Genomic DNA, 15,468 nt, shown 5'->3' on the forward strand with positions numbered 1-15,468 from the left:
GCGCACTGCGCACTGGCCTCGCAATATGCTACACTATTGTGCTGGCTCAATAAGCCAAACCATTTAAAAACCCAGTCATTTAAAAAATAGTATTTTAAAAAGTACAACTAAATTAATAATATCTGCCATTTTTATAACTCTAATAAGGATCATTATATGAATATTAAATTAACCCAAAATCTTCCAAAGACTCATACACAAAAAATACTTAAAAAAGAAGCCAAAAGTAAAGACGCGGCCTGTCTGGTCGTTTTAGTCGACGATCAAAAAAACATCTTGGCTGAGTTAGAGCTGAGCGACTATCAAACGCGCATTGAGCAATTGATTGAAGTATCACACTTTAATGGTAAAGCCTGTGAGACTGTGGCTGATTATGCATTAGCCGGTGATAAGAAAACCACCAAAGAAAACCCAGTCCAATTATTATTGGTCGGCGTTGGTAGCCTTGATAAACTGAGCCATAGCGTATTGCAAAAAATCGCCAATACAGTTTATCAAAGCACGCAAAAACGTGTTGACTCTATTACTGTCGCTTTAGGCGATGCCTTAGAAGAAAACCAGTTTGGTCAGTTTGCGCTTAACTTATTGGCGGCAAGCTATCGTTTTGATAAGTATAAATCTGAGCAACAAACCCCTGTATTGACGGATATCTATTTACTCGCCGACAAATCGTTGCAAGCTTCATTAGAATTTACCCAGGCAGTTTTCGCTGGTCAAAGCCTAACACGCAATGTGGCCAATGAGCCGGGGAATATTTGCTTCCCCGCTTACATGGCAGAACAAGCACAAGAGCTTGCCAAAACTTATCCTGATTTATTAAAAGTTACGGTATTGGGTGAAGATGAGATGTCAGCACTGGGCATGGAATGCTTTTTAGCCGTTGCACAAGGCTCTACCAAAGAAGGTAAGCTCGTGCTGATGGAATATCGCGGTAAATCTAATTTCAGCGCCAATGCTGACTCTGGCAAAGCCACAAGCAACAGCGCAAAAGTAACGGGTGGACTAAAAGCACTGGCAGAGAAGCTACCAAGTAAAGCTTCTGATAAAAAGTCTGATAAAAAAGGCAACTCTCAATCGACAAACGACGATGCTCCTATCGTATTAGTCGGTAAAGGCGTGACCTTTGATTCAGGCGGTATTTCTATCAAGCCTGGTGCGGCCATGGATGAAATGAAGTTCGACATGGGCGGGTCAGCTTCGGTACTGGGTACGATTAAAGCCTTGTGTGAAGCACGTCTGCCAATCAACGTCGTTGGTGCCCTAGCTTGTGCTGAGAACATGCCATCAGGTGATGCCACCCGTCCAGGTGATATCGTCAAAGCCATGAACGGCAAATCGGTCGAGATTCTAAATACCGACGCCGAAGGCCGTTTGGTATTGGCAGATACTTTATGCTATGTACAACGCTATCAACCAAAAGCCATCATCGATGTCGCCACCTTGACTGGTGCTTGTGTGGTTGCTCTAGGTCACGTACGTTCAGCGGTCTTTAGTAATGACGAAGATGTGTTGTTTAATTTAGAAAATGCCAGTAACTTATCGGGTGACCTCATCTGGCACATGCCAATAGATGACGAGTATCAAGCACAGCTCGACTCGCCTATCGCGGATATGCAAAACATCGGTGGTAAAGGTGCTGGCGCTGTCACTGCTGCCTGTTTCTTGTCGCGTTTCGTCGAAGAAGGTCAAGCATGGGCACATTTAGACATCGCTGGTACGGCATGGAATTCAGGCAAAGACAAAGCCGCCACTGGTCGTCCTGTACCGCTATTTATGCAATATCTAAAAAACAGCGCTGGCATGGCATAATGAGTTAATGAAAACCAATTTATGAAAACTAATTAATGAAAATCAGTTTATGAACATTAGCTTTTATATTTTAAGTGAGAATAAAGCCCAAGATTTCTTGGGCTTTATTTGTCAGCTGACCCAAACGGCGCTCAATAAAAGTAGTCAGTCTTTACTGATTCTTACCGATAGTAATGATGAATTGTTATCGACGCTTGATGAGGCGCTATGGGCACAAGAGGCGGCAAGCTTTATACCGCATCAACGCCTTTTGGGTTCTGATATAGAGGGCGCTGATACTGATGTTGTTGATATGGTCAATAACGAGGCGTTAGCACCCGTATTGCTTAGCACCTATATGCCCGCCAATTTTAAAGGAATCGTCCTTAATACTACGATACATCCAGTGAATGCTTTTATGGCGACAACCAATAACGCTCAACCTACTCGGGTACTTGAGCTGATAAAGCCTGACGCCACTAGCGTGCAAGAAGGTCGTCACAAATATAAAGCCTATCAGCAATTGGGCTACGAGCTGAGCCATTTTAAAGTTTAATCAATAAAACCCCACCACTTCTCGCACTTAAAAACTCTTTAACTTCCTTAATGCTACTCTTATTTTGGCGCTATAAGCCCAGCTAGGTGTGGCTTAAAGGCATGCGCTTAATTAAAAAAAATGCTACCATCTTTCGATTAATTTTTCATTTGCTTTATGTATTTCTTATTTATCAACTAACTCGAAGGTGTATAGATGCGTTCATTGATTGCGATGTATCAGCGTATAGGGCTGGTACCGCTCATTATTATTGGTTTGGTATTGGGCGTTTTAATTGGCTGGCTAGCACCAAGTGTCGGTATTGCGTTAGGGTTACTAGGAACGCTATTTGTCGGCGCGCTAAAAGCCGTTGCTCCGATATTAGTGTTTATCTTGGTCATGGCAGCCATTAGCCAACACCGCAGTGGCAATGAAGTTTATGTCAAACCCGTGCTCATCATGTATATGTTCGGCACTTTTTTGGCGGCTCTGACCGCGGTTGGGGCAAGCTTTTTATTCCCAACGGATTTGGTATTGGTTAATGCCAATATTGAACAAGTACCACCCGCCAATCTCAGAGAAGTATTAACCAACCTACTGATGAATCTAGTGGCAAACCCGGTGAGTGCTATCGCTGAGGCCAACTATATTGGTATTTTAGCATGGGCAATCATTATCGGTTTTGCCCTACGTCAAGCCAGCGACACTGCTCGTACCGTCGTCGGTGATTTCGCAGAAGCCATCTCACAAGTGGTCAAATGGGTCATTGCACTAGCGCCTTTCGGTATCTTGGGCTTGGTTGCCAATACAGTCGCTGAGACCGGCTTTGCTTCTTTAGCCGGTTATGCGCGTATTTTGTTGATATTGGTCGGTTGTATGCTGTTTATTGCTCTGGTTGCCAACCCTCTTATCGTCCTTGTTAAGACGGGCAAAAACCCATATCCGCTGGTCTTTACTTGCCTACGTGAGTCAGGAATCACGGCATTCTTTACCCGTAGTTCGGCAGCTAATATTCCAGTCAATATGAACCTTGCGCGTAAATTAGGGTTACACGAAGATACTTACTCGGTGACCATTCCACTGGGTGCAACCATTAATATGGCAGGGGCGGCGATTACCATTAACGTCTTAACCCTCGCGGCGGCGCATACGCTCGGTATCGAGGTAACCTTTGCATCAGCGCTGCTATTGAGTCTGGTCGCCACCATTAGTGCTTGCGGTGCTTCTGGTGTCGCGGGTGGTTCATTATTATTGATTCCACTGGCCGCCAGCCTATTTAGTATTCCAAACGACATTGCCATGCAGGTGGTTGCGATTGGCTTTATCATCGGGGTAATACAAGACTCGGCAGAAACCGCCTTGAACTCATCAACGGACGTGTTATTTACCGCAGCGGCTGATCCAAAGTATGCGCGTTAGTCCTTTATAAAAAAGTGCTATAAACAAAGTGTTGTAAACAATAAAGGGTCTCATTTCAGAGACCCTTTTTTTATGCGCTTGAGTACGGCCAATTAACTACTTTAGATTTTCTATCTCTACTTCGATGACGGGCGTCTGACTATCTATTTGACGTTTTAGCTGGCGTAACTGTTCGACTTCATCCAGCAACTCAAGTATCAAACCAATCGCTGGCACGCTGGCTTCAAAGTCGCGGCTAAGGCGTGTGGCACGGCGCACGATCGTGAGCTGATAACCAGTGAACTGTTCGCGCTCAGGCACATCATATTCAATGATATTTTCTTCAATTAGCTCGATAATCCATTGGCGCTCTTGACCACAGGCGGATACTAGTTCATCTAAGCTCATGATAATATCGGTAAATTCAGGCGAGTGTTTCATAGCGATTATCCTCGTTTTCTCTTTATTTTATCGTTATCGTCTGCATCTCTATTACGTTGTTAAATGTCGGGTACTACGGTCATCATTTAACGTGCAACCTTAGTATCAGCAAAGGCTTGTTTTAACTGCTCATAAGCTTGGGTAGCGGCTTCGCTATCGATATTAGGATTGACGATATTCAAGGATAGGTATAAATCACCCGCTTGCTTGGCGGGGATACCCTTACCTTTTAAGCGTAAGTTGCTGCCAGATTTGCTGTTTTTAGGAATGGTCACACCCAATGTGCCCGCTGGTGTACTGACGTTGATTTTCTCACCCAACGCTGCTTCCCATGGCGTTATATTGACGGTTTGATAGACATCAGCACCTTCGATACGAATATTGGCCGTATGACGAATTTTAACTTTCAAAAACAAATCGCCATTTTTACCACCACCGCTACCAGCCGCACCTTGTCCAGTGAGACGAATTTGTTTGCCATCGGTAATGCCTTTCGGAATCTTAATTTTAAGGGTCTTATTCTCGTAATCAACATTGCCGTTAGGCTGACGTACCGGAACGTTTAACTTGATACTGTAGTCATCACCGCTATAAACCGATGCCAAATCGACGGTGATTTCTGCATGTTGATCTTGACCTTTACTGTTCGCGCCAAAGCCGCCGCCAAACTGATCAAAGCCGCTATTTTGAGAGCGACCGCCTGCCTGCCCATTGGCTGAACCGCGCGCGCCGCGTCCAAATGCCGAAAAAATATCATCGAAGCGAAAGCCACCATCGCCATAGGCTTCACCGTCACCAAACTGATCTTTGATATCTTCCCAACGAAAACCGCCTTGCCCAGCACCTGCTTGTCCACCAAAACCGCCAGTGCCGCCTTGACCTGCAAACGGATTGTTTAGCATGGCGTCGTATTCAGCGCGCTTGTCCTTATCTCTGATGGTTTCGTAAGCGTTATTAATTTCAGCGATTTTATTGTCAGCGTCTGGATCGTCACTGACATCAGGATGATATTGGCGCACCAGCTTACGGTATCTTTTTTTAATATCGGCGTCTGAGGCGTCTTTTTTGACTCCTAAAATGTCATAGTAGTTTTTTTCTGCCATGTTATTTTTCTCCAAAATAAAAGCATGTTAACAATATTGGTATGCCCATTTTAAAGCATAGAATCTAAAATTTTATTCGGCTACGACATATAGTCAGTGAACAGCCATATAGTCAGTGAACAATAGTATCGATACATCACTGACGGTTGGTATAAATTTTACGCTGCTTTGACTAACTATTTCGTCATAAATTACTAACAATGATAACAATAAAAAGATTACACCGCGTTATATAAATATTAACAGGAGTGCTGCCACACTGTAACAGTAGCGGTTGTAACCATACTTGCATCCGCTTAAACTTATGTATTAGGCAGGTTCTGAATAATTATTATGTGATTACTCAGCATTAACAGATACATTTTTGTCTTTAAAAACAGTCGTTTGACCTTATCAGTTCTTTTACATAACAGAAAGGATATAACAAGCTATTTCTTGTAAGATGCCTTTATTATTTGTACTCATAGGGAGTATGGATAGCGTAGGCAAGCGTATCTGTCTATTTTATAAATTGCTCAAAGGTATTGAATGTCCTATTTAATCAAGTCTTTAGTTATCACCTTATCACTACTAATTACGACCACGGCTTTTGCTGGAAACACCAGTTATTATGGTAATAAGTTTCACGGTAAACGTACCGCTAGTGGTAGTATCTTCAATATGAATTCCCTGACTGCTGCACATAAAACGCTGCCGTTTGGGACGAAGGTACAAGTGACTAACCAGAAGACTAAGCAGAGCGTAATCGTAAAAATTACCGATAGAGGGCCTTTTATTCGAGGCCGTATCCTTGATTTATCGAAAGCCGCTGCAGGTCAAATAAACTGTCAACTGTGTACGACCACGATGGAAATACTCTCTTATGGTGATGGTAAATACCGTAGGGAATAATACCAAACCCAAAAAGTACGATTAGCTGTGTCATATTCGTTTAGTCTACAATGTGTAGCACTTGCACTCGTTTTCCTTGCTACGCTAATTTTTGTGAATGGTATAAGAACCAATACAATAAAAACCAATGTAATAAAAAAGGGAGAGCCAACGCTCTCCCTTTTTTATGTCTATTTTTCAAGCTAAAGACTGTTTAATAGATTCAAAAAAACTTAGAATAACTACAGTGCTATTGGGATGAATTTTGCGCAGCCTCTGCGTATGCAGCACGCCAGAAAAATTTATACCAGTAGCACATTAATACAGCTACACTAGTTTAATTATTCATCGACTATAATTTAAACAATCTAAAGCTTGTTACTCCAATCCAGCTTCCATTTCTTCTAATGTCGTCATCGATAGTAATAACTTCTCTTCATTATCACCGTGCTGCTGCTGTAGTGCCGTCTGCTCGTTGAGTAATACGATCAAGTCGGACTTACGACTTTCTTCATAAAGCTCAGTGTTGGCAAGCTTTTCTTCAAGCGCTAGCAGCTTTTTATCAATGGTAGCCAACGCCTTCTCTGTATCGTCAATAGCGCGGCGAAACGGTGCGGTTAATTTGCGTTGTTCAGCGGCAAACTTGCGTTGCTCTTCTTTACTAAGCGCAGGCCGAGCCGATGCGCTCTTTTTCGACGCTGCAGTATTTGAAGATAGGTCTGATTTTTTATTGGTATCTGCTGTATTAGAGGCTGAGCTATCCTTTGTTTCACGTGAAACAAACTTCTTACTCTCCTTTTTACTTTTTTTCTTACCTGGATTTTTGTCTTGGGCATTCTCTTGCTTACGTTTTTCAGCCAGCCACTTGCCGTAGTCGCTAATGTCACCATCAAACTCTTCGATTATACCGTCATGTACCAGATACAGCTCATCACAGACGTTGGCAATCAGCTCACGATCATGCGATACCAGCACCACTGCCCCTTCAAACCCTTGCAAGGCAATAGTTAACGCTTGGCGCATTTGTAAGTCTAAATGGTTGGTTGGCTCATCGAGGACGAGGACGTTCGGACGCTGCCAAACGATTAATGCCAAGGTTAAACGCGCACGCTCACCACCAGAAAACAGCTCGCTTGGCGTGTCGATGCGGTCGCCGCGAAAGTCAAAACTGCCCAAAAACGAGCGTAGCTCAGCATCAGAAGTCTTGCCGGCTAGGCGACGCAGCATCTCGATAGGAGTTGCTTTGGCATCTAGGATATCCATTTGATGCTGGTTAAAATAGCCTAATTTTAACGTATCAGACACACGATACGCCCCTGTTAATATGCCAAGCTCGCCGACTAAGGCTTTAATCAACGTCGATTTACCCGCACCATTCATACCCAGCAAGCCAAGACGCGTATCTGGAGTGACTTGGACATTGGCGTTATGCAATAGTGGCGTATCGGTGTAACCAATATCTGCTTGGGTCAGCTCAATCAATGGCGAGCTCATATTTGCCGGCTCATAAAATCGGAATGAGAACGGATTGTCGGCCATCATCGGGGACAGCTCAGCCATGCGCTCAAGCTGCTTGATACGGCTCTGTGCTTGTTTGGCTTTACTGGCTTTGGCACGGAAACGACGAATAAAGTCATCCAAATGCGCCTTGGTGGCTTCTTGCTTCTCAAACGCTTGTTGTTGCTGCGCCATACGCTCGTGACGGGTACGAATAAACTGCTGATAATTACCCGTATAGAGGGTAATTTTTTGTTGTTCGACATGCAAAATATGACCGACTGTGGCATCTAAAAAGGCTTGGTCATGCGAGATAACAATCACCAGACCAGTAAACGCATTAATCCACGTCTCAAGCCATAAAATCGCATCCAAATCCAAATGGTTGGTCGGCTCATCGAGTAACATCAAGTCTGCACGGCTCATCAAGGTTTTGGCGAGGTTTAGACGCATACGCCACCCCCCCGAAAACCCCTCTACTGGCAGCTCGTGTTGAGTGGTGCTAAAACCCAACCCTGCCATAATTTGCGCGGCTTTGGTCGGCGTACGATAACCATCAATTTCATCAAATTGTTGGTGCAACACACCAATCTGCTCATCACTGACGCTGCTCAAATCATTTAATGCTGCATTAATCTCGTACCACTGTTCATCACCACTGAGCACATAATCAATCGCCGACTGCTTACTCGCGCCCACTTCCTGCGCCATATGTGCCACATTCCAGCTATCAGGAATACTCACCTCACCCTTATCGAGCGTGACCTCGGTATCGCCCGTGCCCATTTGCGTTAGTAATAAGGCAAATAAGGTCGATTTGCCGGTGCCGTTATTGCCCGTTAAACCAACTTTGTGGCCCGGATGTAGCTGGAAGCTTGCCTCTGCAAACAACTCGCGGCCATCACGGCGAACACCAACGTCTTTAAATTCGATCATATAATTTCTTCATCTCAACAGTGATATAAAATATAAGGCAATAAGAAAAACACACATCTGGCATGTTAGGGCATGTTAATTGGCGGCTATTATTTCAAACGCTTGCCCCATAGGCAAACGATTAAATAACTATTTCAAAACTAAGTGTTTATTGGGACAATAAAAACGAATATCACCGCATCAAATTCAGCTCGCAGCGTCACTCTTGACAAACGAATCAATACCCCCATTATGATATACTGCTATTAGATAAGTGCCAGTCGTCAACCAAACCGTCGTACTGGTACAAATCGTCGTACTGGTACAAATATGATATTTATAATGTGCCAGTTATAACGTGTACAACGTGCCGATTATAATGCGCTAATAGTAATAACAGCACCGCCATAATAATAGTACCCAATCGAATCAAACGCCGTGCGTATCTTTATTTGCAAGTATTTTGCAAACCCAAACAGGACGACCACCGCATTTGATCCTAGCAACTGAGGTAGATATGAACGAATCAACCAACCAATTTAACCCAAGCTCAAGCCAGCCAGTAGACCCAACGGTCTTGAATCTAACCGACAGTGCGGCGCAAAAAGTACGTCGTCTGCGTGAAGAAGAAGGCGATAGCGACCTGATGTTACGTGTTTATGTGACTGGGGGTGGCTGTTCGGGCTTCTCTTATGGTTTTAACTTTGCCAATGATCTAAATGAGGACGATGCTAACTTTGACAATGGTGATGTGACCTTAGTCGTCGATTCGCTAAGTTATCAGTATCTACAAGGCTCTACCGTTGACTACACCGAAGGGCTGGAGGGCGCACGCTTTATCGTCACCAATCCAAACGCCACCACCACGTGCGGCTGCGGCTCGTCATTCTCTATTTAAGTTAGCGATTCGTATGACCTTTGATCGAGATGCCCTAGTCGTTAGCCAAAGCTATCACAAACAGCTTAACGTCGCACTTTCGAAGCATCTGTCTATTTCAGGCATCTATCTAGTAGGTAGATGCTTTTTGCTTTATCCGTTTTCTAGAAGAAGAATAACGCGCTATTTATAAAAATTTTGATTGAAACCCACCATTAAAATCTAGATAAATTAGCACCTGTAAAGCTTATCGTATTTGTAATTGTCCGTGGTTTTCAGGGCAGCTTTGAGCTAAACTGACGGGATTCTTCATCCAATATCTACCTCTTTTATGGTCAAACACCAGTGGTGTTTTGATCCGCCATAACAAATAACAATAGATGACTATTATGAGTAATTTTGCGAGCAGCTTTGTTAACTTTGAAATTCCTAACTGGTTTGACAGCAAGCATTTAACAGGCATGCTACGCGGTATCGAAAAAGAAGGTCTGCGCGTTAAGCCTGATGGTTATTTGGCCCAAACGCCTCACCCAGCCAAACTAGGTTCAAAACTCACCCACCCCTTTATCACCACTGATTATTCAGAAAGTCTGCTTGAGCTGATTACCGACCCAAAAACCTCACCAAAAGAGACGCTAAACATGCTGCGTCAGTTGCATGTGCTGGTTTATCAAGCCATGCCTGAAGGTGAGCTGATGTGGCCGCTGTCTATGCCTTGTATGCTGTCATCGAATGATGAAGATATTCCACTGGCTGATTATGGCAGCTCTAATACGGGTAAACTCAAGACTCTATACCGTAGTGGTCTGAGCATCCGTTATGGTCGCCGCATGCAGGCAATCGCCGGTTTGCATTATAACTTATCGTTTGGCGACGGATTATTTGAAGTCTGGCAAGCAGAAATGCCAGATGCAAAAAGCCAAACGCTGACAGAATTTAAAAATGAAAAATACCTAGGCTTAATTCGTAACTTTAAGCGCTTGACCAGTTTGGTACTGTATTTACTGGGTGCCAGTCCTAGCGTTTGTCCTTGTTTCTTAGCGGGGCGTGAGCATGATTTAGAATTGATGAATGATTCTACCTATTATAGGCCTGCCGCCACCAGCCTGCGTATGGGCAAGCTCGGCTATACCAATAGTGTGCAAGAACACCTCGATATTCGTTATAACTATCTGCCAGAGTATGTCGATGGCTTACGCCGCGCGATTCAAACCCCGCATGAAAGCTTTGAGAAACTCGGTTTAGATGATGAGGATGGCAATCCTATCCAAATCAACAATCATATTTTACAGATAGAAAATGAATACTACAGTCCCATTCGTCCGAAACAAATTGCGATGAGCGGAGAGACACCGACTGAAGCGCTTGAGCGTCGCGGTATCGCCTATGTCGAGTTCCGTGCCATCGATCTTGATCCTTATAGCGACGTCGGTATTCGCCTCTCTAGCGCCTGCTTTTTAGAAGTCATGGCGCTGTATTGTTTATTCAGCGACTCACCCGACCTGCTACCTGAGGAAGAAGAAACCCTAGCCATCAATCTTGAGCGTGTGGTAAATGAAGGTCGCCTCGATGGCTTGCACATCATAAGCAATGGCGAAGAGCAGCTACTTGAGAGCTGGATGCTGCGACATTTAGAGCATATGCAGCCACTTGCCGCGCTACTTGATGCCCATTATGGTGGCAATGATTACCGTGCGGCAGTTGCCTTAATGCAAGGGAAAGCAGGGCATTCTGAGTCAACTATTTCTGCCCAAGTAAATTCTGATAGTCAGCGTTTAGGCAGCTTATGGCAGCTTGGTTTTACCTTAGCTCAGCAGCATCGCGAGTCTTTATTGCAGCAAACACTGAGTCCAAATACCCAAGCCAAATATGAAGTATTGGCAGAAAAATCGGTACTGCAACAAGCTGATATTGAGCAAGCCGAAACAGAAGACTTTATGGACTTCTTGCAACAATATCGTTAGCACTTTATTTGCTTTTACTATACATCAATGAACATTTTATAAGAGTAACCGCCCAATGCTAAAGCTGACCACTTACCGCAATTTGCAAGTATTTTTGGTGATAATGGCCGTGATAGGCATGAGTTTTGCATTGTTGTTTTTGCAGCGCTATATGGGCTTTTCACCTTGTCCGCTATGTGTCTTTCAGCGTATTGGGCTGATGGTGATGGGCGGCTTTGCTTTAATCGCTGCTTTATTTAACCCCAAGTCAATGGCTATTAAACTACTATTATGGCTTGGAAGCTTAGCAGGTATTGGCTGGGCGACTGTGGTGGCGGGACGTCATGTTTGGCTACAGCATTTACCAGCCGACCAAGTGCCTTCTTGTGGTCCAGGGTTGGATTACTGGCTCGACACCCTACCCATGCAGCAAGTATTAAAAGAAGTTTTTGCCGGTTCTGGTGAGTGTGCATCTATCGATTGGACTTTTTGGGGGCTCAGTATCCCTGAGCAGTCTTTGATCTTCTTTAGTGGACTGCTAGTGGTACATGGATTGATATTATGGCGTATCGTGCGACCTACTAGACACAGCCGTCAAGCTTAGGACCTGTTGAACAGTCAAATATTAGGATTGCAGACGGCTATTTAAAAACCTCTCTGGTCACTTTTACGCTTTGATATCTCAAGAGGCTTTATTTAACCTATTAGAATAAAGGGTGGTTTTCTATAACTATAATCGCATATAGCCAATGACTACAGTGCCTAAACGCGACGCTACTGAAAGACCCGCCTATTTCTATCACATAAATTAACGAAGTCGGACTCGCACCGTTTACGTATTATCGTTAAGCTTGTCATTCTTGTTTTCATTATTTCTTACTATAACTTTAGGTTATCCATAATACAGACAGCGCCTAGCCATACACTTTGAAAAATTGTTTTTGGTAATACTATGATATATTTTCCGTCTACTTCTTCGACAACGCTCACAGTAATCAGTCGCTGTATGCGCTCCTTATTGGCGGTGCCAGTGTGCCTACTGCTCGCTAGCTGTGACAGTGCCTCTTCCTCTACCAATAATGAAATGACCCAAAGTGCAGCAATTAACAGTACGCAGAATGCTGGGGTGCAAAATGATGAGGCTGCTGGATTAAACAACAAGGCCAAAGATTTAGCGGATAAAACTGACAACGAAGAGGGCCAATCCCTGATTGCAGCGGCCAATCCAAACGACAATACACATAGCGCGCCAATGATTTCAGCATCGAGTAGCGATAGCACGCTGCAGGCTACATTAATGGGCGATTATGGCGGTATGGTGCCGTGCGCATCTTGTGATAATATTGATATTACCTTAAATTTATTTGCCGATGGCTCTGTCCTAAAGACCAGTGTGTTTCATAATGCTGAACCTGCGCAGCCACCTTTACTCGAATCGGGTGTTTATCGCCAAGATAGTGACATGATCACCATTGTTTATGAGAAAAAAAATATCGAAACCTATCAAATTAAAGACAATCACTTGGTTATGATGGATGAAGATAAAACACCTGACAATGACTATACCTTGTCGCGTAAATAGCAAAGTATCTACACTCCCAAGGTAGGCAGTAGAATTTATCAAATGATAAATAAAACACCGTTAAACCAGTCAAATTGACGAGCTGAACAACGCCTACTTATTAGGCGTTTTTTATTGGTCATCTTATAATCTTTACTTTACAATGAGCGCGTGCACGAGCGCCATACTGATATACCAGTGTCCATTGACTCTTTTTTATACAGCATATCGTTGGTTTAAAATAAAAGAGTGACACATTGAATCACGCTAATACTGTCATTGTTATGGATACCTTAGCACTTTTATTCTTTTACTTTACTCCCGTACGGAACGTCTATGCATATTCATATTCTTGGTATTTGTGGTACTTTTATGGGCTCGTTGGCATTACTAGCGCGCGCCCTTGGACATACAGTCACTGGCTCAGACGCCAATGTTTATCCTCCTATGTCCACCCAACTTGAACATGCAGGCGTGACTATCGAGGAAGGTTATCGCATAGAGCATTTGCAACCAGCGCCCGATTTGGTGGTGGTCGGCAATGCGATGAAGCGTGGCATGGATGTGATCGAGTATATGCTCGATACGGGTCTGCGCTATACCTCAGGGCCACAATTTTTATCTGAGCAAGTACTGCAATCACGTCACGTCATCGCGGTGGCAGGTACGCATGGTAAGACCACAACGACAACCATGCTTGCTTGGATATTGCATTATGCAGGTATTGATGCAGGGTTTTTGATTGGCGGAGTACCGTTAGTAGACACTACCGATGAACATTTGCAGCAAGTGTTTGCCCATAGCAGTTATTTGGGTGCAGAAAAGACCGGCAATGACAGTTCAGAAAAGATGGGCTATTTTGTCATTGAGGCTGATGAATACGACTCAGCATTTTTTGATAAACGCTCAAAGTTCGTCCATTATCGCCCGCGTACAGCGATTTTGAACAATCTTGAATTCGATCACGCCGATATTTTTGCTGACCTCAATGCCATCCAAACCCAGTTTCATCATATGGTACGTATGATTCCAAGCACTGGTAAAATCATCATGCCAGCAGCCACTATTAGCCTAGAAGATACGTTGGCCAAAGGCGTTTGGACCCCTATTTGGCGTACTGCTGTTATTGATAAAGAAGCAACGAGCGCTACCGAAAATGATGGTAAATCAAAAAATAGTAGTGATTGGCAAGCTGAACTAATTAGCGAAGACGGTGGCCAGTTTACCGTGAGCTTTTCGGCTGATAAAGAAGCCACAGCCGTCGTAGATTGGTCGATGAGTGGCATCCATAATGTTAATAACGCGCTGGTCGCTGTCGCTGCCGCTTATGACGTTGGCGTTAGTGTTAAAACTGCTTGTGCAGCCTTATCAGCCTTTGCTGGTATCAAACGCCGAATGGAGCTGATCGGTGATGTTAATGACGTTCTAGTGTTTGACGATTTTGCCCACCATCCGACGGCTATTACTACCACGCTCGATGGCGCCAAAAAGAAATTGGCAAACAGACGCATTTGGGCCATCATTGAGCCACGCAGCAACACCATGAAAATGGGCGTTCATCAAGATAGCTTGGCTGAATCTGCTGCACTGGCTGACCATACTTTGTGGTATGAGCCTACGGGTTTAGAGTGGGGCTTAAAAGAAGTCATCGAGCGCGCTAGTAGCACAAACGCGAATCTGGGCAACCAACAAGTCCTCTCTAGTGTCGATGCGATTATTGACCATATCAGCACGCAAGCAAAAGCGGGTGATGCGATTGTGATTATGTCTAATGGCGGCTTTGAAGGTATTCATCAGCGTCTACTGACTGCGCTGCGCAATCAGTAGCCCTGTTATCTAGCATCTGCTTAGCACATAATTTAGCCAAAAGCGTCGCTTCGTTATAGACAAGCTACGCTTTTTTACTCTCGAGTTTCCATGAGCAATTTAATCGGTAATAACCATAAATAATGCACCGTGTTAGCGTCCCCGCTACCTTTGTAACCTTTCATTTACCTATCCTACCTTCATATTAGCAAATCAGTGTTTTTCCTCACATAGCTCATACACTGGTAACATTTAGTGCTTACCTTTACGCCTGAGCTGCGCCTACAATGTATCTATTAATAAGAATGATGATTTAAAACTGAACAATCAAAATTAATAAACATTATAAATGATAATAAATTAGGAGAAAAAAATGAGCTTTATTTGGATGATTATTGTAGGTTTGGTCGCTGGGCTATTGGCACGTGCTATCAAGCCGGGTAGCGACCCTATGGGCTGGATAATGACGATCGTACTGGGTATCGTCGGTGCTCTAGTTGGTGGTTTCATCGCTGGACTGATCGGTATCAACGCTGATGGCGGTTTCACGGGTCTTATCTTCTCAGTAATCGGCGCGATTATCCTGTTGTTCATATATGAGATGATCATGAGCAAGCGTGGTGTATAACTAACAACAGCTTTATAAAGAAAGTTGGTTAAAGTAAATGAAAAAGCCTTGCGAATAGCAGGGCTTTTTTAGTTATGCGTGGTTATAAGAGTTTATACCAAGCAAT

Annotated in this window: 13 protein-coding genes; 10 read left to right on the plus strand and 3 right to left on the minus strand. The window is 43.8% G+C overall.

The window, feature by feature from the left end; genetic code table 11:
• Window positions 1-156: 156 nt before the first annotated feature.
• The 3 genes from ACT3TU_RS07155 (at window position 157) to sstT (ending at window position 3,742) form a co-directional block, all read left to right on the plus strand.
• Window positions 157-1,809, plus strand: coding sequence for a leucyl aminopeptidase (locus tag ACT3TU_RS07155; protein WP_192523394.1), 1,653 nt, complete (start codon window positions 157-159; stop codon window positions 1,807-1,809).
• 49 nt (window positions 1,810-1,858) lie between these two features.
• Window positions 1,859-2,344, plus strand: a complete 486-nt coding sequence (locus tag ACT3TU_RS07160; protein WP_192523393.1) for a DNA polymerase III subunit chi — start codon at window positions 1,859-1,861, stop codon at window positions 2,342-2,344.
• 195 nt (window positions 2,345-2,539) lie between these two features.
• Entirely contained in the window at window positions 2,540-3,742 is a 1,203-nt protein-coding gene (sstT, locus tag ACT3TU_RS07165; protein WP_192523392.1) for a serine/threonine transporter SstT, read from the plus strand.
• Window positions 3,743-3,838: 96 nt separating this feature from the next.
• Here the strand turns inward: sstT and ACT3TU_RS07170 are convergent, their stop codons facing one another.
• Window positions 3,839-4,162 carry a chaperone modulator CbpM gene (locus ACT3TU_RS07170; protein ID WP_192523391.1) on the minus strand — a complete coding sequence of 108 codons (324 nt, stop codon included), beginning with the start codon at window positions 4,160-4,162 and terminating at the stop codon, window positions 3,839-3,841.
• An 86-nt stretch (window positions 4,163-4,248) separates the two neighbouring features.
• Window positions 4,249-5,265, minus strand: coding sequence for a DnaJ C-terminal domain-containing protein (locus ACT3TU_RS07175; RefSeq protein WP_192523390.1), 1,017 nt, complete (start codon window positions 5,263-5,265; stop codon window positions 4,249-4,251).
• Window positions 5,266-5,793: 528 nt separating this feature from the next.
• On the opposite strand from ACT3TU_RS07175, the gene ACT3TU_RS07180 reads away from it, so the two are divergent.
• Window positions 5,794-6,156 carry a septal ring lytic transglycosylase RlpA family protein gene (locus ACT3TU_RS07180; protein WP_192523389.1) on the plus strand — a complete coding sequence of 121 codons (363 nt, stop codon included), beginning with the start codon at window positions 5,794-5,796 and terminating at the stop codon, window positions 6,154-6,156.
• Window positions 6,157-6,513: 357 nt separating this feature from the next.
• Here the strand turns inward: ACT3TU_RS07180 and ACT3TU_RS07185 are convergent, their stop codons facing one another.
• Window positions 6,514-8,568, minus strand: coding sequence for an ABC-F family ATP-binding cassette domain-containing protein (locus tag ACT3TU_RS07185; protein ID WP_192523696.1), 2,055 nt, complete (start codon window positions 8,566-8,568; stop codon window positions 6,514-6,516).
• A 496-nt stretch (window positions 8,569-9,064) separates the two neighbouring features.
• Between ACT3TU_RS07185 and erpA the strand changes: the two genes are divergently transcribed.
• The 6 genes from erpA to ACT3TU_RS07215 all read left to right on the plus strand — a co-directional run bounded on the left by erpA (window position 9,065) and on the right by ACT3TU_RS07215 (window position 15,362).
• The gene (gene erpA / locus ACT3TU_RS07190; protein ID WP_225735213.1) at window positions 9,065-9,445 is read left to right on the plus strand and encodes an iron-sulfur cluster insertion protein ErpA; all 381 of its coding nucleotides are present in this window, start codon (window positions 9,065-9,067) and stop codon (window positions 9,443-9,445) included.
• 368 nt (window positions 9,446-9,813) lie between these two features.
• Window positions 9,814-11,388 (plus strand): glutamate--cysteine ligase, encoded by a 1,575-nt coding sequence (gene gshA / locus ACT3TU_RS07195; RefSeq protein WP_192523697.1) that lies wholly within the window; start codon window positions 9,814-9,816, stop codon window positions 11,386-11,388.
• 55 nt (window positions 11,389-11,443) lie between these two features.
• Window positions 11,444-11,971 carry a disulfide bond formation protein B gene (locus tag ACT3TU_RS07200; protein WP_192523698.1) on the plus strand — a complete coding sequence of 176 codons (528 nt, stop codon included), beginning with the start codon at window positions 11,444-11,446 and terminating at the stop codon, window positions 11,969-11,971.
• A 348-nt stretch (window positions 11,972-12,319) separates the two neighbouring features.
• Window positions 12,320-12,949 (plus strand): copper resistance protein NlpE N-terminal domain-containing protein, encoded by a 630-nt coding sequence (locus ACT3TU_RS07205; RefSeq protein WP_192523699.1) that lies wholly within the window; start codon window positions 12,320-12,322, stop codon window positions 12,947-12,949.
• Between the two features lie 315 nt (window positions 12,950-13,264).
• Window positions 13,265-14,755 (plus strand): UDP-N-acetylmuramate:L-alanyl-gamma-D-glutamyl-meso-diaminopimelate ligase, encoded by a 1,491-nt coding sequence (gene mpl, locus ACT3TU_RS07210; RefSeq protein WP_192523700.1) that lies wholly within the window; start codon window positions 13,265-13,267, stop codon window positions 14,753-14,755.
• Between the two features lie 352 nt (window positions 14,756-15,107).
• Complete coding sequence (locus ACT3TU_RS07215; protein ID WP_192523701.1) at window positions 15,108-15,362, plus strand: GlsB/YeaQ/YmgE family stress response membrane protein; 255 nt, start codon at window positions 15,108-15,110, stop codon at window positions 15,360-15,362.
• Window positions 15,363-15,468 lie beyond the last annotated feature (106 nt).

It is taken from the genome of Psychrobacter sp. AOP3-A1-26, from assembly GCF_052378235.1.
Taxonomy (GTDB): domain Bacteria; phylum Pseudomonadota; class Gammaproteobacteria; order Pseudomonadales; family Moraxellaceae; genus Psychrobacter.